The sequence below is a fragment of the Aquimarina megaterium XH134 genome (assembly GCF_000520975.1).
Lineage (GTDB): Bacteria > Bacteroidota > Bacteroidia > Flavobacteriales > Flavobacteriaceae > Aquimarina > Aquimarina megaterium.
The window spans coordinates 13,729-37,386 of the sequence record NZ_JACB01000067.1; the positions used below are offsets into that span (position 1 = coordinate 13,729).

The window sequence follows — 23,658 nt, forward strand, 5'->3', positions numbered from 1 at the left end:
CATATGCTAATGCTATAAAAAAGATAATCATCAGGAATGACAATTCCTGATTTAATTAATTTCTTTCATCAAATCTTCATATGTATAGTATTCTTTATCTTGTTCACTCTTATGATATAGAATATTAACACGTAGTGCTTTTAACCCAGTAACTCCCTGAAGATTATCTAATTCTACAATCTCAATTTCTTCTTCGAGGTAATTCTTAGATTGCAGGAAATTAAGATATTTGATATATTCTCTTTCATCAGAGCGTTGAGAATAGATAATCACCAATTTACCTTTTTCTGTAACTCGTTGATCTGTACCTTTAATTTTAGATTTGTCTACACGTTTTTTTACAACTTCATACCTTGCATTATAGGTTCCATCAACATCAAATCTTTTTTCATCCATTCTAAACCTAACCGATAAAGAAGAATTGAATACCAAAACCATAGAAGCTACATCCAGTGCTATAGGTAAATCTTTTTTCATTTGATAATATGCATTTTCCATTTCGCACATTATCTGTAACTGCCATAATCTTAGGTTATACAAATACACTTTATTAAAGCTGTCTTGTTTTGTTATCGATTCTCCGATATACATATTGTGCTCTACCCCGTCAGATTTGAAACGTTCAAAATAATGCGGATACATTCCTTGCGCTTCATCTTGTTTTTGGTCTAATAAAGATGCCATCTTTTTATTGATAAGCATAACAGACTCATCGTATGCTTTACGATGTTTATATACTGTTTTTATAACCTTATCCAACATATCATCATATTGACCAATAAGCTCATCTAGCTCAACACTTTTCTGTTTAAGGTGCTTAAACAATGGTGTAATTTCTTTTTTAATAAAGTTTAAAATTTTCTGTTCACTATCTACTTGTAATTGTTCTGTGATAGAATTGATATATCGATTTGTTCTATATTTTAATTGCTCATAAATAGGTATCGGATCAGATTCTATAACTTTATTAATTACTTTAGCAATTCCTTTAAGTTGTAATACCAGGTCTTTTTGTATTGCTTGATTACGGGCCTCGGAAGAGCCTTTTATATCAATTTGCCCATATAGTGGATATACATTATCAAAAACGACTTCTCTAAAGGATACGGGATTCTCATCTACCATCGCTCGCATAAATCGTTTTGCTTCTTGTTTAAACTTCCAATGTACACTAGGGTGAATCGAAGTACATTCTTGCTGGATAATCAACTCTAACTCATTCTCTGTTTTGGATTTAGAACGTAGAACAGAATCTACCAAATATGGCATAACATCCTGTAATTTATTAGCATTAATACTATTCAATTCATGAACATTAGGCGATACGATTTCTAAAATACCTAGTAATTTATTGCCGCTTTTTATAGGAGCAAGTATTGCACTATTAATGCCTTGAGCTATCAGATTTTTATACATGATCTGATCCTTAGCTAACTTTTGATATTTTTTTACATCAGAAATAGCAAAATATGTAAACTCTTCAAAAAGATAATGATATGTTCCATCACATAGAGCAGATTCACAACAATCAGAATATTTATCGTACAAAATGTAACTATCTATATCCTTAAAAGGTACTCTTTCTAATACTTCTTCTTCTGGATTATAGCTAGAAAACCCAACTTTAATTTCATATAAATTAAATATTGCCCTAAAAATTTGTTGAAAACTACCAACAAAATCACCTTGTGTTTTATCATATTTAATAAGGCTAGTTTTAAAGTCAGACAACGAAACATCTGTTGTAACATCAAACATATTTGCAATAACCACGCCTTTAAAAAGCCAGCTATGCGGGGGAAATTTTTCTTTCCAGATATCTACATTATCAAAATTATCTAGTAATTCTGCTACATCCTCATCTGTAATATCTTTGGCTCTATCTGATTTTATAATATCTATAAAGTCCCCGTTATACATGATTCTATAATGCCTCATTATCCCCATAGCATCAGGAATATCATAAAAGAAAGGCCTTCTAAAATCAATATTATATCCATAATAAATACTCAAAACCATACTACATCCCATGATGTAATAATGATTCTGATCAAAATTTTTAATCTGAGGCTCAAAATCTTTACCTGCAGTGGCTATTATATTTTGATAACGTTGAGATGATTTTAATACTGTATTATGAAAAGGTATTGTAGCAATCTTTATTTCATTTTGCTGTAGAATTTGTGCAAAAGAATCTTCTAATATCAAATCAATCTGAGGTAGCAATTCATTTATTCTCGTTTCTTCCTTTATCCCTTCTTCCAATTCAGGGTATTCTTTTGCAATTTCTAAAACTCGTGAAGCTCTGTCCCTAACAAGTTCATTACCATTTTTGAACAATTCTCTGTAATGTTCAAAAAACTTTGAAAAACTAATCGATATGTCTAATGGAAAATCTTGCTCTAAACCCCTCATGTCTGCTCTTTTCTGGTCGTTTACAAAAATAATACAAACCAAATTGTATCACTAGATATTAACAATTAATTAGATTATTATTCTGAAAATATAATATATCTATAGTACTACTATACTTGACGAATGCAATTGAAAAAATTGGACATAAAATCCATTAAAATTGAATTCTGCCATCTTTTTATTAAAAATCCGTAGGTATCTGCTATTTATGTTAGACTAAAAACCTATGGATTTGTTACATAAAAGATACGATTTTTCTTTTGATTTTGTAGAACACCTAAATAGAGTTTTTAACAATTCTTTTTATCTACAACGTTAATTTTTGGAGTATATACTTTGGATTCTTTATTTTTACGATCAAATAATCCAAATTATTATGAAAAGAGTTGCTTTGTTTGTTACAATTCTCCTACTTGTAGCTTGTCAAAAAGATCAAAAAGGATATACTATTACTGCCAATACTGCTGGTTTCGAAGATGGAACAGTAGTGTATGTTAATGCAATTAGTCAATCTAACAGGCCTATTATTATTGATTCTGCAAGCATACAACAGGATAAGTTTGAGATCACTTTACCTCCTCCAGAAAATAATGATTTTAATTATTTAACTTTTAAAGACATAAGAGGTAATGTATTGTTTATGGCTGAGAACAATCCTATTGAAATGACTATTTACAAAGATAGTTTACGCTCTTCTGTAGTTAAAGGAGGTTCTGAAAATGAGTTGTTCTTTTCCTATATTAATACTATTAAAAAATATGGTGAAGAGAAATTAAATCTAAATAATCAATATCAGATTGCTTCAAAATTGGGTGAAACCGATAAAGTGGTTAAGATAGCTCTCGAAAGACAAGAATTGATTGAAAAAGAAAAGCAATTTAGAAAAGATATTACAGATAATACGAATTCACTAGTATCTATTATAGCTATCACAGAGCTCTTAAACCTTAAGATGTTAACCGCACAAGAAGCTAAATTGAAATTTGATCAAATTGATGATACCCTAAAACCAACAAGGTTAGGTAAAAACTTAAACATGCTTATCAATAATGCAGTAGCTGTTTCTAAACAAAAGAAAATAGATATTGGTGTTACTGCCGAAGATTTTTCTGCTCCAACTCCAGAAGGTAAGATGCTATCTCTTAAAGAATCTATGGGTAAAATTACCATTATCGATTTTTGGGCTTCGTGGTGTAAGCCTTGTAGGATAGAAAATCCAAATGTTGTAAAAGTATATAACAAATACCACGATAAAGGACTTAATATTATAGGAGTCTCTTTAGACAAAAAACAAGAAGCCTGGACCAAAGCAATTGCTGATGATAACCTAGAATGGAATCATGTTTCTAATTTACAATTTTGGCAAGAACCAATTGCCAGAGCCTATGGTGTGAGATCCATACCTGCCACTTTTATCATCGATGAAAAAGGAAATGTAATTGCCAAGAACCTTAGAGGACCCGCATTAGAAAAGAAAATATCAGAATTACTAGAACAAAAGTCTCTTTAATTCAACATATAGAATATAAGTAAAAAACGACCTCTTGTGGGTCGTTTTTTACTTATAGTTTTCCTAGCCTTTGTAAAATAAAAAGGATTATAATAGGAACTGCTAATAAACCTATCATAAATAAATTTTCCTGAAATAACCAGGGAGCCAATATTAAAGTTATTACATACCCTCCAACGGCTCCTCCAAAATGCGCGTCATGGCCTATATTTCCTATTTGGTTTTTCATCCCAAAAATAGAATATACTAAATACCCTATACCAAAAATATATGCAGGAATAGGAATTGGAATAAACATCAAATATAAACTCATATCTGGTCTAAATAATATGCCCGCATATATAACTCCAGAAACAGCACCACTCGCTCCTACGGCACTATAATGATATTCGTCTTTATGAAAAAACAAGGAAAACAAATTCCCCATTAATAAACTCCCAAAATATACTATCAAAAACTTAACATTACCAAAAAAGCTAACAACAACAGGCGCAAAAAAATAGAGTGTAAACATATTAAAGAACAAATGCATCATATCTACATGCAAAAAACCTGAAGTTAACATTCTTAGCTGTTCTCCTCTTCTTATCCCTCCTATATTAAACTTATATTTCTCAAAAAATGAAAAATCATTAAACCCCTTTAATGACATCAATATATTAGCCCCAATAATTATAATTATAACTATGTCAAGTGTCCCCATGCAACTTTAATTTTATCCAAATATACTATATATTTTAACCTCAAAAAATCTAACTAAATTATCCTTTTCTTATTAGCAAAAGTTTATGATAAAAAAAAGCGAATAATTTTATATTTGTGTCCTCAATTTAATTTTATCGAATGCAATTATTTGTATATCGTTTAGTCTATCCAATGTTGTGGGTAATATCTAAATTACCCTGGCGATTATTATATTTTTTATCCAGTACTGTTTATATTTTAGTGTATCACATTATTGGCTATAGAAAAAAGGTAGTTACAAAAAACCTAACATTAGCTTTTCCCGAAAAACCTATAGATGAAATTTATAAAATTCGTAAAAAATTTTATAAACATATGTGCGATATGTTTATGGAAATGATAAAAAGTCTTTCTATTTCTAAAGAAGAAATGACCAAAAGATTTACAATACTTGACCCTCATACTTTTAAAGAAATACAATCTCATCAAAAAAGTATTATTGTATTAATGGGGCATTATGCTAGTTATGAGTGGGCAATTGCTGCTCAATTTGCAATGGATTTTCCTATAGTTGGTGTGTACAAAAAAATTAAAAACAAACATTTTGATCAATTAGCACATCGTATAAGAGGTAGATTTAATACAAGACTTATAAGGCATCGTAAGGTGATTAAAGAGATTACTCGAGATAAAGTAAACGGCAAATTATGCGCCTATGGCTTGTTATCTGATCAATCTCCTAAATTGAAAAATGCATTATACTGGACTGATTTCATGAACATTAAAGTTCCTGTTATTACAGGAGGAGAAGTACTGGCAAAAAGGTTAGATATGCCTGTAATGTACCTAAAAGTAGAGAAAATAAAACGTGGTTATTATCAAGCAAAATTCATAAAAATTACCGATGATCCCAAAAACTGTGAAGACCATTTTATTACAAAAAACTATCTCTCTTTATTAGAAAATCAAATCAAAGAAAATCCTGAGTATTATCTTTGGACTCATAGACGATGGAAACATCGAAATACAAAAATTCCTAAAAGTGCAGTAGTAGATTAGATCAAACATATTGTGTTCTCTAACAATTTTATCATTTCGTTTTTATTACGCTATATTTTTATTTTTTTTAATACTCAAATCGCTGGTTTTAACAAAATACTACTATTTTCGTGAATTAAACCCCTCCTTTTTATGCAATTAATTATCTATAAATTAGTTTACCCTTTTTTATGGTTTATTTCAAAATTACCATGGAGACTTTTTTATGCATTTTCTACAGGCATTTTTTTCCTGGTATATTATATTTTTCGATACCGAAGAAAAACTGTAACTCAAAACCTAGAGTTAGTTTTCCCAAACAAAACTTTTCGAGAAATCAAAAAAATACGAAAAGAGTTTTACCAGCATATGTGTGATATGTTTCTTGAAATGATTAAATCGATATCCATTTCAAATGAAGAAATGAAAGAACGATTTAAGGTTACAAATATTGAAAAACTACACGAATTAGAAGCTAAGGAAGAAAATATAATGATACTTATGGCCCATTATGCTAGTTATGAGTGGGCAAATGTAATTGATATACAAACAAATTTTCAGGCAGTTGGAGTATATAAGAAAATAGGAAATAAATACTTCGATCGGTTAGTACATCGAATTAGAGCCCGATTTGGTTCGAGAATAGTAGGTACCAAAGATGCGATGAAAGTAATCACAGAAGACCAAACTAAAGGAGGGTTATATATGTACGGACTAATTTCTGATCAATCTCCAAAATTATATAAAGCAACCTTTTGGACTGATTTTATGGGCATTAAGGTTCCTGTTTTTTTAGGTGCAGAAGTATTATCGAAACGATTAGGATTAAATACATATTATCTACAAGTTGAAAAAATAAAAAGAGGGTACTATCAGGCTACTTTTGTTACACTAACAGAAGACTCGAAAAACTGTGAAGATTATTCTATTGTAAAAAGTTACCTTAGATTACTGGAAAACCAAATTAATAATAAACCACAGTATTACCTATGGTCTCACAAACGATGGAAACACCGCAATGCGCCTATTCCTGAAGATGCCACTATAGATTAAAATTTGGATTCATCCACATACTGCCAAATAAGCTTATCTTTATGCGTTTTTAACTACACTACATTTATGCAATTAATTATATATTACTTAGTTTATCCTATAATATTAGGCATCTCTAAACTACCTTGGCGATTATTTTATGCATTTTCTACCTTTGCTTATATTTTGGTATACTATGTCATTAGGTACAGAAGAAAAACAGTAACAGGAAACTTACAACTGGTTTTCCCAGAAAAATCTAAAAAAGAAATCCATGATATTAGTAAATCATTTTATAAACATATGTGTGATATGTTTTTAGAAATGACAAAATCGCTTTCAATTTCTAGAGAAGAATTAATAAAACGATATAAAGTTGTAAATCTGGATGAGTTTCATGAGTTTGAAAGGAAAAATAAAAGTATAATTACATTAATGGGACATTATGGTAGTTTCGAATGGTCTAATGCAGTTGATCTTGTTTCTTTAAACCCATGTGTAGGAATCTATAAACAAATAGAAAACAAATATTTTGATCGTCTTGCGCATCGTATCCGAGGGCGTTTTGACTCCCGACTTATTCCAAGTCATAAGGTTGCAAGACAAATTATAAAAGATAAAAAGGAAGGTACTGTATGCGGATATGGTATGATCTCTGATCAATCTCCAAAAATTTACAACGCAAAATATTGGACCGATTTTATGGGAGTCAAAGTTCCTATATTTTTAGGAGGCGAGTTCTTAGCACAACGACTTGATGTTATTGTGTTATATCTTCATGTAGAAAAAGTAAAACGAGGGCATTATGAAGTAAGATTTATCCCTATCTCTGAAAACAGCAAAGAAGAAGAGCCATATTTCATCATAAAAAAATACCTTCAATTACTAGAGAATCAAATTCGCGAAAAACCTCAATATTACTTATGGACTCACAAACGCTGGAAACATAGGAATTCACAAATTCCTGAGGGAGCCATAGTCGATTAATCTATGCGTCAAATTTGTTATAACGTATAGTTTGATCAAGTATATTTTATTATCCTAGCAGAGCTATATTCTTTTTACCAAACCTGATGCCTTTTAGAATTTATTAGATGTTATGTTTTTGGCATACGAAGTAATTAAGCCTAATGGTTTCCAGGGGTTTATTACATAAACATTTCCTATATTTTCACTTTAAAACATGTATATCACTAATACACCTATCTATTAATAAGAACTTTGCCCTAAACTTCTTCCTAATCTAGGTTCTAAAAATACCAGAGTAAATAGAAGAATATTATTTAACCTTAATTTTATCTAAAAATAAGATATCTACATCAACCCGAAGTAGAAATAGATATCTTACCTACTCTTTTCAAAGAAAAGTTCAAAGCAAATAATACGTTTGGTTAAATTTTAGATTCCAGCTATTTCTTTTAAAGTAACGATCGTATCTTCTGCTAATGAGTCTGCTTTTTCCTGGCTCAAGGCTTCGGTATAAATACGAATAATAGGTTCCGTATTACTTTTACGTAAATGTACCCAGCAATCTTCAAAATCTACTTTTACGCCATCAACAGTAGAGACCTCTTCTGAAACGTATTTTGAATGAAACCCTTTTAAAATAGCATCAACATCTAAATCTGGAGTTAGCTGAATTTTATTTTTACTCATAAAATAAGAAGGGTAACTATCTCGTAACTCGCTTACACTGCATTTCTTTTCTGCCAGGTGTGTAAGGAATAAGGCTACTCCTACCAACGAATCTCTTCCGTAATGTGATTCTGGATATATAATCCCTCCATTACCTTCGCCACCGATAACTGCATTATTTGCTTTCATCAACTCTACTACATTAACCTCGCCCACAGCACTTGCTTCGTAGTTACCATTATGTTTTTGTGTTACATCTCTTAACGCTCTACTTGATGATAAATTAGAAACAGTATTGCCACCAGTTTTTCCTAATACAAAATCGGCACAGGCAACCAATGTATATTCTTCTCCAAACATTTCTCCATTCTCACTCATAAAAGCAAGACGATCTACATCAGGATCGACGGTGATTCCCATATCTGCCTTCTCCTTAACTACTAATTCTGACAAATCTGTTAAATGTTCTTTTAATGGTTCTGGGTTATGGGGGAAGTGTCCATTAGGCTCACAATATAATTCAATAGTCTCTACTCCCATTTTCTTAAGTAATCTCGGTATGGCAATACCTCCTGTAGAATTAACAGCATCTACAACAACTTTGAAACCAGATTTACTCACCAATTCTGCATCTACCAGAGATAGATTTAGCACTTCTTCAATATGTTTATCGATATAGGTATCATTTACTGTGATACTTCCCAAATCATCAACCTCTGCAAAAACATATTCATCATTTTCTGCTATATCCAAAATCTTTTTACCATTCTCTGCATTCAAAAATTCTCCTTTATGGTTCAGTAATTTTAACGCATTCCACTGTTTCGGATTGTGACTAGCTGTAAGAATTATTCCTCCATCTGCTTTTTCTAAAGGAACAGCAATCTCTACGGTAGGTGTCGTAGAAAGGCCTAAATCAATAACATGAATCCCTAATCCAACCAAACTATTCATTACCAATTGCTGAATCATAGGGCCAGAAATTCTGGCATCTCGACCAACAACTACTATTGGGTGATCTTTATTAGTTTCATTTTTTAGCCAACTTCCATAAGCCGAAGCAAATTTTACCGCATCTACCGGAGTAAGATTATCACCAACTGTTCCTCCAATTGTTCCTCTAATCCCTGAAATTGATTTTATTAATGTCATATATTTTGATTGATTTTTCTATTTCGAACAAATGTACAAGATATGACAAACAGCAACAATTTAATAGGTTATAATTTTATAAACACAATCAGTTTTTTCTAAAATTAATAGATCTTTAAAATCTTCACTTGCTATTTCTTTATTACACGATAAATGCAAAATAATAATAGCGCACCTCATCATCTATGTTTTAGGTATATCATCAAAAGTAATTTATTTTAACTGTTGGCCTTTACTTTTTTACAAGTGATACTTTTTGTCTTACAAACGACTATAATTAATAGATATTAGTATTTAAAAAATCGTATTTTAACCCAATGAATTTTCTAGCCCACATATATCTTTCTGGTGAAGACCAAGAACTTAAAATAGGTAATTTTATAGCAGACTCTGTCAAAGGAAAAAAGCAACTACTACAATATCCCAATCGTATTCAGCAAGGTATCACTTTGCATCGTAAAATTGACTCTTATACCGATACTCATACCATTGTAAGAAAAAGTGTGTCTAGGTTATTTCCAAAATACAGGCATTACAGTACTGTAATCGTAGATGTTCTTTATGATCATTTTCTTGCAGCTAATTGGAAAGAATATTCTGATATTCCTCTTGAAACGTATGTAGCAGAGTTTTATGATTTATTATATGAATATCATGAAGTTTTACCCAAACAGATTCAAAATTTTATGCCCTATATGATTAAAGACAACTGGCTTCTTAGCTATGCAACCATTCAAGGAATTGGCACTATATTATATCAAATGAATCAGAGAACAAAAAATAGATCTAAGATGAATTTTGCAGTTATCGAACTCGAACAATATTACGCTGATTTTGATAAAGAATTTCGTTCTTTTTTTGAAGAATTAGAGTTTTACACTAAAAATGAAATAAGAATATTATGAACATAAGATCCATTAGACATTTATTTTACATTTCTTTACTTGTTATAAGTTTTTCATGTAAAACCAATACAGAAATAAAGCAAGAGGTCAAACCAGTTGTTGGTCTTGTTACCCAAAAAGCTATGGTTGTTTCTGCCCGGGAAGAAGCTTCAAAAATTGGAGCAGACATCATGAAAAAAGGAGGAAATGCTTTTGATGCTATGGTTGGTACAGCGATGGCTCTAGCGGTTACATACCCTGTAGCAGGAAATCTGGGAGGTGGTGGATTTATGGTATACCGAAAAGCTAATGGTGAAACCGGAGCTTTGGATTATAGAGAAAAAGGACCTTTGGCTGCTACCAAAGATATGTACCTGGATGACAAGGGAGAGTTTATCCCTAAAAAAAGTCAACTTGGTGCTATGGCTGTTGGTGTTCCCGGAACTATTGCCGGTATTTTTGAAGTGCATAAAAAATTTGGTTCCTTACCTATTGAAGATATACTTACTCCTGTAGTGCAATTGGCAAAAAGAGGTTTTGTCATTACCGAAAAACAAGAAAGACGCTTTGTACATTATAAAGATTTATTCTATGAGGCTAATGAAGATACAATTCCTATTCTTAGGGGTTATAAAGCCAATGATACCTTAAAAAACATAAAACTGGCTGAAACATTAGAAAGGATTATTAAAAATGGAGCTGCCGAGTTATATGAAGGTGAATCTGGTCAAAAGCTGGTCAGTTTTATCCAATCCAGAGGTGGTATCATCACTATGGATGATTTGGGGAAATACAAAGCAAAATGGCGTAAACCTGTACAGTTTAGGTATAAGAACCTAAATATAACTTCTATGTCTCCACCTTCGAGTGGTGGTATATGTCTTGCTCAGATTATGAAGATGATCGAACCTTATGATCTAAACAGCTATGGTCATAATTCTCTTAAAAGTATTCAGGTAATTACAGAAGCAGAACGAAGGGCTTATGCAGATCGCAGTTTTTATTTGGGTGATCCTGATTTTGTAAAAATCCCTATCGATACATTGATTAATGAATCCTACCTTTCTGATCGCATGCTAGATTTTAGTTTTGACAAGGCTACATTATCTTCAGATATTAAACATGGCGGTATCCCAGGGTATGAAAGTGATGAAACTACTCACTACTCTATTGTAGATCAGTTCGGAAATGCTATTTCGGTAACAACGACACTTAACGGAGCTTATGGTTCTAAATTATATGTTCCAGAATTAGGCTTCTTTCTAAATAATGAGATGGATGATTTTAGTGCCAAACCTGGTATCCCAAATATGTTTGGATTAACAGGTGCAGAAGCCAATGCAATAGCTCCCGAAAAAAGAATGTTAAGTTCTATGACTCCTACAATTGTAGAGAAAGATGGAAAATTTTGGATGTCTGTTGGTACTCCTGGTGGATCTACCATCATTACTTCTGTACTACAAACAATTTTAAATGTGAAAGAATACGGAATGACTATGCAAGATGCGGTTAATGCTCCCAGGTTTCATCATCAATGGCTACCCGATGTAGTAGTGTTTGAACCAGAATTATTTGATACTACCTTATTAGATAGCCTACGGCAAAAAGGATATCAAATTAATGAAGAAGATTCTAAAATTATAGGCAAGGTTGATGGTATTCTTGTTCTTCCTGATGGAAGACTCGAAGGCGGAGCAGATAAAAGAGGTGATGATACTGCCGTAGGGTTTTAATCTATATAAAAACATGGATTTCACAACCTCTCTAATTTCTATATTTCAAGAGCATGCTAATGCTAAAGAAGCAATACGAATGGAAGCCTATATGAAAAATCGGTTTTCTTATTATGGCATAAAAGCTCCTGTAAGAAAATCGCTTCTAAAAGATATTATTCTTCAATACACACCTACTCTTACTCATGATAATGTAATTAGTATTGCAAATGTGCTCTATAAAAAGTCTCAACGAGAACTTCATTATTGTGCTATGGAACTGGTCGATCGGTTTTTAAAAAAAGAATATAATATAGGTGATATTGATTTTATAGAACAACTGATTACCACTAATTCCTGGTGGGATTCGGTTGATTTTATAGCAAAACATATTTTAGGTAAATATTTATTGCAATTCCCAAATCAAATACACCCCGTAATTGAGAATTTTTCAAACTCTGATAAGATGTGGCTTAACCGAAGTGCAATCTTGTTTCAATTAGGATATAAAGACCAAACAGATTATCAATTATTATGTAGTCTTTGTGAGCAACATAAATCTTCTAATGAGTTCTTTATAAAGAAAGCTATCGGTTGGGCGTTGCGAGAATACTCAAAAGTAAATCCTGATGCCGTAGTAAACTTTATAACCAACACTAAACTGAAACCTTTATCTGAAAAAGAAGGATTAAAAAGAATTCGTTTATCATAATCTGCCCAGAGCCCTGGTATTAGGGCTCTATATGACAGATAAAGAATAGTAACACTTAAATTATTCTGTACTTAATCTACCTTTTTTATTTTACCCATCCCACGATGGTCTAATTTTGTAGTTTTAGCATTTCCTTTATAATAAACACTACCAATACCAGAAGAAGTTATGCTTATTTCTTGTTGTGCATTTACTTCTACTTTTCCGATACCAGAGTTATTTATCTCTAATTTCTGAGCAACCAAATCAAAAGCTCTTAAAGCTCCTGTTCCATTATTATCAAGAGTTACCTCTGCAACCTTTCCTTTCAAAGTAAAATTACCTACCATAGAAATTTCACCATCTAATTTCTTACAATCTAGCTCTAAAGATGCATTTCCTACTCCAGATGCCTCAACATCGAGTGCGTTTAAGGAAAGTTTAGAAGAAGTTTTAACATTTCCCACTCCCTTTACCTCTAACTTTGTTATATCTTTTAGAGTTACATAAACGTTCATTTTGGTTTTTCTTTTCACGTTTATTCCTTTTTTCCAGCCTAAAACCAGTACATTCCCTTTGTTTTTAACAATTACGGCTTCTTGCAGGTTTTCATCAGTTTCTACTTTCACAGATTCATTTTGTCCCTGAGTAAGGTATACATTATAAACCCCATTTACGATAATTTCATTAAAAGGTGATATTGTTCTTTCCTGGGTAATAACATTACCATTACCCTTCATTTTTTTTTGTGCCATCACTGGATTAATAGTAAGCAAAGCTATTACCATGCATAGCAGCATTGTAATATTAATGTTTTGTGTTTTCATATTTATATAATTTAGATGAAGAATTTAGTTATGAATAGATCACTCTATTTATAATCAAAAGACAAAACTATTCTCATATTGTTACAGTTAGCAGAGTACAAAATTCAAAAAACTGAAAAAGCAACTAAAAACAGCTGCGTAATTGGAGGTAATTAAAGCTATAAAAAACCTCTATCAAAAACGGATACATTTCAAGTTCATTTTTTAACGAAATATATCATCCCTAATTATTAAATATTCGTCACTTACAATATGATACTCATCACTAATTACAAATCATCTATCACTAAAACCTACATTGCATTTTATAATCTAAAAAAGGAAACTAAATTGCCTTACGTACACAAAAAATTATAGCTAAGACAGAAGTTACGAATGTCTTTAAACCATCGTAAATTTATTAATCAAATTATTTATTTTATCATGTTAAAAAAAATTTCGAATCTTGGAAAATCTTTAAACAAAACTGAGCAAAAAAAGATTTCTGGAGGGGGGCCTCCAAAAGGTGAATGCCCAAAAGGTGGTTATCATTGGAATCCTCATAAAAGGTGTTGTTGGTCATATGCATATAACTGCTGTGCTGGTTCTCCAGAATGTCCAACTCCATATTAGAATTCTAATGATAAAGGCCTATGGTCATATATAGAAAAACAAAAAATGCGTAGCCAAAAGCTACGCATTTTTAAATTATACAAACTAGTTTATATTTACTTTACTTCTTCAAAATCAACATCTTCTACATCGCTTCCTTCAGAATCATCACCAGGAGATTGGTCTGCTCCCGCTCCAGCGTCAGGTCCAGGTTGTCCGCCCTGTTGTGCATCAGCCTGAGCTTTATACATTTCTTCACTAGCGACTTTCCATGCTTCATTGATTTTATCAAGAGCAGGTTGAATTAAAGCCAAATCTTTAGATTCGTATGCTTTCTTCAATTCTTCTAAAGCTTCTTCGATTGGTTTTTTCTTATCATCTGATAATTTATCACCAAACTCTTTAAGTTGCTTTTCTGTCTGGAAGATCATTCCATCTGCTTCATTAAGCTTATCTGCAGTTTCTTTTGCTGTCTTATCTGCTTCGGCATTTGCCTCTGCTTCTTTTTTCATTTTCTCGATTTCTTCCTCTGTTAATCCAGAAGAAGCTTCGATACGAATATCCTGAGATTTGTTTGTAGCTTTATCTGTAGCAGAAACTTTGATGATACCATTAGCATCGATATCAAAAGTAACTTCGATCTGAGGAGTTCCTCTTTGTGCTGGTGGAATCCCATCTAAATGAAAACGACCAATTGTCTTATTATCTGCTGCCATTGGGCGCTCACCTTGTAGTACATGAATCTCTACCGATGGCTGGTTATCTGCTGCTGTAGAAAACACTTGTGATTTCTTGGTAGGGATTGTTGTATTGGCATCAATAAGTTTAGTCATTACATTACCCATTGTTTCAATACCAAGAGAAAGCGGAGTAACATCTAATAAAAGTACGTCTTTAACATCTCCTGTTAATACTCCTCCTTGAATTGCAGCTCCAACGGCTACAACCTCATCAGGGTTTACTCCTTTACTTGGCGATTTCCCAAAAAACTTTTCTACTGCTTCTTGTACTGCAGGAATACGTGTAGACCCACCTACTAATATAATTTCGTCGATATCACTTGTCGATAATCCTGCACTTTTAAGTGCAGTACGACAAGGCTCTATTGTACGTTTTACTAAATCATCTATTAATTGATCAAATTTTGATCTGGTTAATGATCTCACCAAATGCTTAGGTCCACTAGAAGTAGCAGTAACATAAGGTAGATTAATCTCTGTTTGTGAAGAAGATGATAATTCGATTTTAGCTTTTTCTGCAGCTTCCTTTAGACGTTGTAAAGCCATAGGGTCTTGTCTAAGATCCATATTCTCATCAGCCTTAAATTCTTCTGCTAACCAATCAATGATTTTCTGATCTACGTCATCTCCTCCTAAATGGGTATCTCCATCTGTAGATAATACTTCAAAAACTCCGTCTCCTAACTCAAGTATTGATACATCATGTGTACCTCCACCAAAATCAAATACAACAATCTTTTGATCTGTACCTTTTTTATCAAGTCCATAAGCCAAAGCTGCTGCTGTAGGCTCATTAATAATTCGCTCTACTTTAAGACCAGCGATTTCACCAGCTTCTTTGGTAGCTTGACGTTGCGCATCATTAAAGTAAGCAGGTACAGTAATTACTGCACTGGTTACATCCTGACCAAGATAATCCTCTGCTGTTTTCTTCATTTTTTGAAGTGTCATTGCAGATAATTCTTGCGGTGTATATAAACGTCCATCGATATCTACTCGAGGTGTATCATTATCTCCTTTTACCACTTTATAGGCTGCTCTTTCAGCTTCTTTTGAAGATTCTGAGAATTTATTTCCCATAAATCTCTTAATAGAAGAGATAGTCTTAGTTGGATTTGTAACCGCTTGACGTTTTGCAGGATCTCCTACTTTAATTTCTCCTCCTTCTACAAAAGCTATTACAGAAGGGGTAGTTCTTTTACCTTCGGCATTAGGGATTACTACAGGCTCATTACCTTCCATTACAGAAACACAAGAGTTGGTTGTCCCTAAGTCTATTCCTATTATTTTACTCATTATTTATCTTAAATTGTTATACTATTATTCTTAATAACTTATTGCTGTTAAGTCAATGATTATGCCATTACGATCTATCTGACAGGATGTCATCATTGCAGTATACTCTTTAATGAATTGATCATAAAGCTAAAAGAAAAACAATATTAACTATTCTTTAAAAAATGAGTTTCTTTGTTGTCAAAAAACTATATTTACCCCCGAAATTTTATCAATAATTTTGTATTATGGAATGCATCAGTGTTTTTGATATGCTGAAAATAGGCGTAGGCCCTTCAAGTTCACATACATTAGGTCCGTGGCGTGCAGGAAGAAGATGGATCACAGAACTTAAAGAAAAAGAACTCTTTGAATCTGTCTCAACAATTACTATCGATCTTTTTGGATCATTATCACTAACAGGAAAAGGTCATGCTACCGACATTGCTGTAATTTTAGGTTTATGTGGTTACGATCCTCAAACTATTGATGTTTCTACAATTGATACTATTATTGAAAACATAAACACTTCTAAGCAACTCTTCTTTAATAGTGAACTTCAGGTATCTTTTGATCCAAAAACACAAATTATATTTAATAGAGAGTTTAAAGAATTTCATCCTAACGGTATGACTTTTCATGCCGACCTGAAAGATGGAAAAAAAGTATCGTCTTCTTTTTATTCTATTGGTGGAGGTTTTGTAGTAAAAGAAGAACGTAAGAGAAAAGAAAAAAAACTTACTGCTTTCAAACAATTTCCTATGCCAATTCATAAGGCAACTGATCTTTTGGAATATTGTACATCGAAAAACAAAAAAGTATCTGAAATTGTTCTAGACAATGAGCGTTCCTTACAAAGTGATGCCGAGATTGATGAAAGAATTGCACAAGTCTGGAAGGTAATGCTAGAATCAATGTATACTGGTTGTCATACTGAAGGTACTTTACCTGGTGGATTAAATGTAAGACGACGAGCATATGATACGCATAAAAAATTAATAGGTACTACAGCTTACACTACTCCAACAGAATGGATTGAAGCTATACGAAATACCGAAGTAAAATTTCGTCAAATATTAAAATGGGTTTCCTGTTTTGCTTTGGCAGTTAATGAGGTAAATGCATCTTTGGGTCGTGTAGTTACTGCTCCTACTAACGGAAGTGCTGGTGTAATTCCGGCAGTAATGATGTATTATATGGTTATCGAAAACCATGATGCAAATTTTGATGATGTAAAACAATTTATGCTGGTTGCAGGAGAAATTGGAAGTCTTTTCAAAAAAGGAGCTACGATCTCTGCAGCTATGGGTGGTTGTCAGGCAGAAATTGGAGTATCGTCTGCAATGGCTGCTGGAGCATTAACCGAACTTATGGGAGGTACTCCAGAACAAGTATTAATGGCAAGTGAAATTGCAATGGAACATCACCTGGGATTAACATGTGATCCCATCGCCGGATTGGTACAAATCCCATGTATTGAACGAAATGCTATGGGAGCCATAAAAGCTATTAATGCTTGCGAAATGGCTTTAGATACGGATGCTGCAAATGCTAAAGTGCCATTAGATAAAGTAATTGAAACTATGTGGGAAACTGCTCAGGATATGAACACAAAGTACAAAGAAACCAGTGAAGGTGGTTTGGCAGTAAAAGTAAATCTTAGTGATTGTTAACCTATAAATTACCTGTAACGAAATACAAAGCTCAAAACTTATAACATTGCAGGTTTTTAATAAGTATGTTATTACTTACACCCTTCTCTAAATCGAGTATCGGCGATAGCTATAATTCTCCAGGTTTTACCGTCATTAAATAGTTGAAATACATTTACGCCACAATGGCTAAAATTATCATTGACATAAAACTCATAAGGAGTCCATGCATTTGCAATTGCAGAATCTGCTTCGATTTTAAATGCTAATAATCGTTCATCCCATTTTTGCTCTGCTGGTCTATTTTGTATAGCAGTTAAAATTTTTTCTATATCATTCTTTACTGTTTTTATCTCTCCTTCTTTGGTTCTCACAATAGTTTGTACTGCTATGTTTTTATCTATAGTAGTTTTCATTTTAGCAGTGTCACCAGCATGAAAACCTTCAAAAAATTCTAAAACAGTCTGTTTCACTTCTTTTTCATAACGATTTTGGTCATCTTTAGATATATTTTTTTGAGAAAAAACATGGCATGAGAAGAATAAAACAACCAATATTGATACTTTATACATAATGTTCATTATTTTTGAATAGGTATAAAAATAAGATTTTAATCACTTCTATACTATATAATTTTCACTTCATTGTATCAAAGAAAAATCAAAAACAAATTACACTTGTTACCATATAGGTAATTGATTACTTTTACAATCCTAAAAAAACAATTTAAAATGTCTACAGCAAAAAAAGATTATAAGCGCGTTACGGTAAAATCTCTTGTAGAGATGAAAGCTAACCAAGAAAAAATATCGATGCTAACCGCTTACGATTACACGATGGCCAAAATTGTAGATGGTGCCGGAGTAGATGTTATTCTCGTCGGGGATTCTGCTTCAAATGTAATGGCAGGTCATGAAACTACTTTGCCGATTACATTAGATCAGATGATTTATCATGCATCTTCTGTAATTCGAGCAATCGATCGCGCACTAATCGTTGTAGATTTACCCTTTGGAAGCTACCAGAGTGATCCTAAAGAAGCTTTACGTTCTGCAATTCGTATTATGAAGGAATCAGGGGGGCATGCTGTAAAACTTGAAGGAGGAAAAGAAGTTAAGGAATCTATTAAAAGAATCCTTAATGCCGGTATCCCGGTTATGGGACACCTTGGTCTTACTCCACAATCTATATATAAATTTGGAACCTATACTGTTCGTGCCAAAGAAGAACAAGAAGCCCAGAAACTAAAACAAGATGCACTTATGCTTGAGAAAGCAGGATGTTTTGCAATCGTTCTTGAAAAAGTTCCTGCCAAATTGGCTAAAGAAGTAGCTGAAAGCCTTACTATTCCTATCATTGGTATTGGAGCAGGAAATGGTGTAGATGGACAAGTATTGGTTACTCATGACATGCTAGGAATGACCCATGAATTTAATCCTCGTTTTTTAAGACGTTATTTAGATTTATATACAGAAATGACTAATGCTTTTAAACAATACGTTACCGATGTGAAAGCTGTTGATTTTCCTAATGAGAATGAGCAATATTAATTTCATTCAATTTAAAGTTTATCGATCAAATCAAACTTAATAAACTTTTTATAGGATTGAAATTAATTATTAAAATGACATCAAAATTTAAGTCTTCATTACAATAGTTCTAAAAATCAAACGATCTAAAAATCACGGATGTCAAAAATCATTTCAAATAAAAACAATCTTCAGGTGCTGCATGAAGATAATCATATTATTATTGTTAATAAGCGCCCAGGGGATATTGTACAAGGTGATAAAACGGGGGACAAACCTCTTAGCGAAGTTGTCAAAGAGTATATTGCAGAAAAATATAATAAACCGGGGGCAGTATATCTAGGGGTTGTACACCGTTTAGATCGTCCTACCAGCGGAATTGTCGTATTTGCAAGAACAAGCAAAGCACTTCCTAGGCTTAACGCGTTATTTGCAAACAAAGAAGCTCAAAAAACATATTGGGCTGTGGTAAAAGATTGTCCTCCTAAAAAACATGACAACTTAACACATTGGTTAAAACGCAATCCAAGACAAAATAAATCGTATGCACATGCTACCGAAGTTCCTGATAGCAAAAAAGCAGTTTTAGAATATCAACTAATCAAAAAGTTAGATAATTATTGTTTGTTAGAAATTGATCTTCATACAGGGCGCCATCATCAAATACGATCACAACTCTCCAGTATTGGTTGCATAATCAAAGGTGACCTAAAATATGGAGCACATCGTAGTAATAAAGACGGAAGTATTCATTTACATGCCCGAAAATTAACTTTTATTCATCCCGTTAAAAAAGAAACTATAGCTATCATCGCTCCTCCTCCTTCTGATCCTATTTGGAAAGATTGTCTAAATTAAGCTTTTGGGTTATTACCGTTTAACTATTTGTAAGTTCGTATACTTTCGATCACTACAGATGTTAAAATCAAAATACCTCCAATAACCGTAGAAAGTACAGGTACTTCTCTTAAAAAAATGATTCCAAGAATAATACCATATACCGGTTGGATACTACCAATAATACTAGCCGTTGTTGCAGAAAATCGTTTAAAACTATATAAAAACAAGGTATGGCCTATTGCAGTAGTTAACAAGGCTAAAATCAAAACAAAAGGAAATTGGCTAATAATGCCCGAGCTATCCATAATAAATAAGGCAGGCGATAACAGTACTACCATTATTATTAATTGATACCACATTAACATAGAACCATGATAATTACTAACTTTTGTTTTCATGATTAGATTTCGAAGAGCATAACATAGTGCCGAAAATACTCCCATGGCAACAGCTTTAGCATACGTATTTTCTATACTAAAATCCGGAACCAAAAAATAAATTCCTACTAGGACAAGTACTCCCAGCATCAAATGCATTTTCTGAAATTTAACTTTTAACACCAAAGGCTCTAGTAAAGCCGTAATGACTGGGTAAGTAAACAAAGATAACATACCAATAGCCACATTTGACATTTTTAGAGCATAAAAATAAGTGATCCAATGTAGCCCCATAAGCATCCCTCCCACAAGAATGGGAATACGATCCTTAGTATCAATTCTAAATGATATCTTTTTCCATTTACAAAACAAGAATAATATGCACGCCGCTAATATAGCTCTATAACCAATAATAACCGGTACAGGCATATCGATATGTCTTCCTAATACCCCCGAGGTACTAATGAGCAACATAGCAAAATTTAACTCGAGTATGTTTCTTAAGTGTTGGTTACTTTTTGACAAGGTTTATCGAATTAGTGAGAAATTAGAATTAAATACTTTTGGTACACCATTTTCAATATAACGCACTTTAAACCAATAATCACTTGCTGGCAATTGTTTTCCGCTATATGTTCCATCCCAGTTACCGTTTGCACCAAGGTCTTTTAAGAGTTTACCAAATCTATTAAAAATTAGAATCTGAGTTATTATAACATTTGTACTTCCTGTGATTCCCCAAGAGTCATGAAATCCATCTCCGTTAGGTGTAAAATACTTTGGATAGTCTACTACTACTTCTACTTTAGATTCTAGTTCATCACACATACGCAAATCTCTTACAAATACGGTATGCTCTCCTCTTGAAACTCCCGTAAAAATATTAGACGCTTGCCATTCTCTATTATCTATTCTAAATTCATATGTTCCATTTCCGACGACTGTAACTTCAATAGTGGCATTATCAGAAAAAGCTCCCGATAGCAATTCTGCCGTAATACTTTCTGGAGGATAAGAGGTTACTACCGTTGTACTTTTTGATATTTCACATCCTGTAATTATACTTGTAGCTAATACACTATACTGCCCGGGAGTATCTGGCAAAAAAGAAGTATCTACTTCTCCTGGTATTTCGTTTCCTGCTACAGGAGCAGTCCCTGTATACCATTGAAACGTATAATCTGAAGGCTTTAATCCAGTTTCTATACGATCTTCGGGCGCCAGATTAAGTACTTGCCCATCTCTTTCTAAACATAATGTATACTCATCTTCAAACGTAATAGGTTCAAAAGGGTTAACTATTAAAGTAATATGCTCTCCTAATCCTAGACAGGAATTCGCCGCACTATTCTCTACTCTTACATATAGCGTAGCTCTAAAAGGAGATGAATTATTTCTATAGTTAGAGATATCGGTTATCTCATTTTGTTCGGATAACGCATCTGCCTGGTTTTCGTAATACCTAATTGTTAAATTTTGACCACCAGGGTATAACTGAATTATTTGAGGAGTAGCATCACTAAAATCAAATGATGCAACCCCATCTGTAGGGTCAACATCGTTTGCCTCACATGCTGTATATGTAAGATTAAAATTAGCCGGAATTTGAGTTGATGAGACTTCGAGATCAATTCTTGATGTTCTAAAACAATCTGTTATAGATTCTACTCTGGCATACACCACACTGTTTTGTACAATTGGATTAGGGTATGCTGTAAAATTGGTGATCTGATCTGCAGAATCCCCTCTAATAGCTTGCTGTTCTGTTAAATAATATGAAAAAGTCTCATTTGCAGCATTAGTAGATATCAAAGAATTTGCTTCAGATAAATTGAACAATGAAAAGCCATCGATATCATCATCACATTGCAGAAGCTGTACCGAATTCAAAACATTTGGAGGAGGAACAAATTCAACATTAATAGAGTCTGATGATGAACATCCGTTAGCAATATTTACTTCTACACTATACACTCCATTTTGCGTAACCTCTAATTGAGCACCTCCTGCTATAAGCGTTGTTCCGTCACCTGCTGCTAAAGGAGCTCCATTTTTTCTCCAGGTATAGGTAGGGTTATTTCCTACTGTAGCGTTTAGGGTAATTGGTACTCCAAGACATCCCGGGTTACCAGACGCTAATGTTCTGTCTTCTCCCAAATCTCCTCCAATATTAAAACTTCCGGCGGCTAGAAATACCGCAGAATCAAATTGTCCATCTCGATGTTCTGCAATCACTAATTTAATTGTATATCGCTCACCAACCACTACGCTTCCTTCGGCTGTCAATACTTTTGTATACCCATTAAAATCTATAGGAGCAGCACTTCCCGGCCGAATTGTTCTATTATAGAAATTTGGGTTTCTTGGAGGACATTCTGAAACCTGGTTAATCACATCAACAAAATCTCCATCATTATTTAAATCTACTCCTTCATTAACTGTAGTAACTTTAATAGGAATATTTGTACCCGGCACAACCGCTAAGTTTCTAGAATTTCCAGATGAATCGGTAAGGATAAAAGCAAAAACATCAGAAAATGTACAAGGAAAAGCTTCTGTATACTCTTCTGAAGCAAACAAGAAGTCAAAACTTATAAAATCTATGGTTGGTACAAAATCAAATTGGATATAACTGGCATTATGTAAATTAACTGTGCTAGTCACTGATCCCAAATCACTATCACCACCCCATCCCGAGTTATCACCTTCAGACAATGCAATCGGTCCGTTTGGGCCAATTGCGCTTCTTGCATTACCTGTACTTAAAATGACTCCTCTATCAATCTCAAAACCAGAATTATTAGATTCAAAATAACCTATACCATTAAATCCAAAATTGGTTCCAGTAAAAGAAGAAATATTTTCTACCGTTGCACAAGGGCTATCTATCAAAACATCTTCTACCAACTGCTCTACAGTGAAAGAGTTATCATCTACCGTTATCTGAGCATTGATAGATAATACGGTAAAAAAACAAATATAAAAAACTCTTTTTGCAGTAGAGCTTTTCGGTATCCATAAATTCATTACGACTTACTATTAAATGGAATATACCTCATATGCTCTATTTCTTA

Annotated in this window: 19 protein-coding genes; 11 read left to right on the forward strand and 8 right to left on the reverse strand. The window is 33.0% G+C overall.

The window, feature by feature from the left end:
* Positions 1-51: 51 nt before the first annotated feature.
* Entirely contained in the window at positions 52-2,415 is a 2,364-nt protein-coding gene (locus Z053_RS0126150; protein WP_025667913.1) for a hypothetical protein, read from the reverse strand.
* 376 nt (positions 2,416-2,791) lie between these two features.
* Here Z053_RS0126150 and Z053_RS0126155 point away from each other — a divergent pair, with 376 nt between their 5' ends.
* Positions 2,792-3,925, forward strand: a complete 1,134-nt coding sequence (locus Z053_RS0126155) for a TlpA disulfide reductase family protein (protein ID WP_025667914.1) — start codon at positions 2,792-2,794, stop codon at positions 3,923-3,925.
* A gap of 52 nt (positions 3,926-3,977) precedes the next feature.
* Here the strand turns inward: Z053_RS0126155 and Z053_RS0126160 are convergent, their stop codons facing one another.
* The gene (locus Z053_RS0126160; protein ID WP_025667915.1) at positions 3,978-4,628 is read right to left on the reverse strand and encodes a rhomboid family intramembrane serine protease; all 651 of its coding nucleotides are present in this window, start codon (positions 4,626-4,628) and stop codon (positions 3,978-3,980) included.
* A gap of 140 nt (positions 4,629-4,768) precedes the next feature.
* On the opposite strand from Z053_RS0126160, the gene Z053_RS0126165 reads away from it, so the two are divergent.
* The 3 genes from Z053_RS0126165 to Z053_RS0126175 all read left to right on the forward strand — a co-directional run bounded on the left by Z053_RS0126165 (position 4,769) and on the right by Z053_RS0126175 (position 7,666).
* The gene (locus tag Z053_RS0126165) at positions 4,769-5,668 is read left to right on the forward strand and encodes a lysophospholipid acyltransferase family protein (protein WP_025667916.1); all 900 of its coding nucleotides are present in this window, start codon (positions 4,769-4,771) and stop codon (positions 5,666-5,668) included.
* A gap of 132 nt (positions 5,669-5,800) precedes the next feature.
* Positions 5,801-6,700 (forward strand): lysophospholipid acyltransferase family protein, encoded by a 900-nt coding sequence (locus Z053_RS0126170; RefSeq protein ID WP_025667917.1) that lies wholly within the window; start codon positions 5,801-5,803, stop codon positions 6,698-6,700.
* 66 nt (positions 6,701-6,766) lie between these two features.
* The gene (locus Z053_RS0126175; protein ID WP_025667918.1) at positions 6,767-7,666 is read left to right on the forward strand and encodes a lysophospholipid acyltransferase family protein; all 900 of its coding nucleotides are present in this window, start codon (positions 6,767-6,769) and stop codon (positions 7,664-7,666) included.
* A 411-nt stretch (positions 7,667-8,077) separates the two neighbouring features.
* Here Z053_RS0126175 and glmM read toward each other — a convergent pair whose 3' ends face one another.
* On the reverse strand, positions 8,078-9,466 hold the full coding sequence (gene glmM / locus Z053_RS0126180) for a phosphoglucosamine mutase (RefSeq protein ID WP_025667919.1): 1,389 nt from the start codon (positions 9,464-9,466) through the stop codon (positions 8,078-8,080).
* Between the two features lie 317 nt (positions 9,467-9,783).
* Between glmM and Z053_RS0126185 the strand changes: the two genes are divergently transcribed.
* The 3 genes from Z053_RS0126185 to Z053_RS0126195 are packed head-to-tail and all read left to right on the forward strand — an operon-like array spanning position 9,784 to position 12,774.
* Positions 9,784-10,371 (forward strand): acyl carrier protein phosphodiesterase, encoded by a 588-nt coding sequence (locus tag Z053_RS0126185; protein ID WP_025667920.1) that lies wholly within the window; start codon positions 9,784-9,786, stop codon positions 10,369-10,371.
* Positions 10,368-12,083, forward strand: a complete 1,716-nt coding sequence (gene ggt, locus Z053_RS0126190; protein WP_035096938.1) for a gamma-glutamyltransferase — start codon at positions 10,368-10,370, stop codon at positions 12,081-12,083. Before Z053_RS0126185 ends, ggt begins: the two co-directional genes overlap by 4 nt.
* A gap of 13 nt (positions 12,084-12,096) precedes the next feature.
* The gene (locus Z053_RS0126195; RefSeq protein WP_025667922.1) at positions 12,097-12,774 is read left to right on the forward strand and encodes a DNA alkylation repair protein; all 678 of its coding nucleotides are present in this window, start codon (positions 12,097-12,099) and stop codon (positions 12,772-12,774) included.
* A 71-nt stretch (positions 12,775-12,845) separates the two neighbouring features.
* Here Z053_RS0126195 and Z053_RS0126200 read toward each other — a convergent pair whose 3' ends face one another.
* The gene (locus Z053_RS0126200) at positions 12,846-13,580 is read right to left on the reverse strand and encodes a head GIN domain-containing protein (protein WP_025667923.1); all 735 of its coding nucleotides are present in this window, start codon (positions 13,578-13,580) and stop codon (positions 12,846-12,848) included.
* A gap of 423 nt (positions 13,581-14,003) precedes the next feature.
* Here Z053_RS0126200 and Z053_RS29405 point away from each other — a divergent pair, with 423 nt between their 5' ends.
* Complete coding sequence (locus tag Z053_RS29405; protein ID WP_025667924.1) at positions 14,004-14,192, forward strand: hypothetical protein; 189 nt, start codon at positions 14,004-14,006, stop codon at positions 14,190-14,192.
* A gap of 95 nt (positions 14,193-14,287) precedes the next feature.
* Here the strand turns inward: Z053_RS29405 and dnaK are convergent, their stop codons facing one another.
* On the reverse strand, positions 14,288-16,207 hold the full coding sequence (dnaK, locus tag Z053_RS0126210; protein WP_025667925.1) for a molecular chaperone DnaK: 1,920 nt from the start codon (positions 16,205-16,207) through the stop codon (positions 14,288-14,290).
* A gap of 227 nt (positions 16,208-16,434) precedes the next feature.
* On the opposite strand from dnaK, the gene Z053_RS0126215 reads away from it, so the two are divergent.
* A complete protein-coding gene (locus tag Z053_RS0126215) occupies positions 16,435-17,859 on the forward strand; it encodes an L-serine ammonia-lyase (RefSeq protein WP_025667926.1) in 1,425 nt (474 codons plus the stop codon).
* Between the two features lie 71 nt (positions 17,860-17,930).
* On the opposite strand, the gene Z053_RS0126220 is transcribed toward Z053_RS0126215, so the two are convergent.
* On the reverse strand, positions 17,931-18,410 hold the full coding sequence (locus Z053_RS0126220) for a nuclear transport factor 2 family protein (RefSeq protein WP_025667927.1): 480 nt from the start codon (positions 18,408-18,410) through the stop codon (positions 17,931-17,933).
* Positions 18,411-18,569: 159 nt separating this feature from the next.
* Between Z053_RS0126220 and panB the strand changes: the two genes are divergently transcribed.
* Together panB and Z053_RS0126230 are read left to right on the forward strand one after the other, a co-directional pair.
* Complete coding sequence (gene panB, locus Z053_RS0126225) at positions 18,570-19,388, forward strand: 3-methyl-2-oxobutanoate hydroxymethyltransferase (RefSeq protein WP_025667928.1); 819 nt, start codon at positions 18,570-18,572, stop codon at positions 19,386-19,388.
* 138 nt (positions 19,389-19,526) lie between these two features.
* Positions 19,527-20,225: an RluA family pseudouridine synthase gene (locus tag Z053_RS0126230; RefSeq protein ID WP_025667929.1), complete on the forward strand. Its 699-nt coding sequence runs from the start codon at positions 19,527-19,529 to the stop codon at positions 20,223-20,225.
* 23 nt (positions 20,226-20,248) lie between these two features.
* Here the strand turns inward: Z053_RS0126230 and Z053_RS0126235 are convergent, their stop codons facing one another.
* Both Z053_RS0126235 and Z053_RS0126240 read right to left on the reverse strand, forming a co-directional pair.
* Entirely contained in the window at positions 20,249-21,058 is an 810-nt protein-coding gene (locus Z053_RS0126235; protein WP_025667931.1) for a DMT family transporter, read from the reverse strand.
* 54 nt (positions 21,059-21,112) lie between these two features.
* Positions 21,113-23,611 (reverse strand): T9SS type B sorting domain-containing protein, encoded by a 2,499-nt coding sequence (locus Z053_RS0126240; protein WP_025667932.1) that lies wholly within the window; start codon positions 23,609-23,611, stop codon positions 21,113-21,115.
* Positions 23,612-23,658 lie beyond the last annotated feature (47 nt).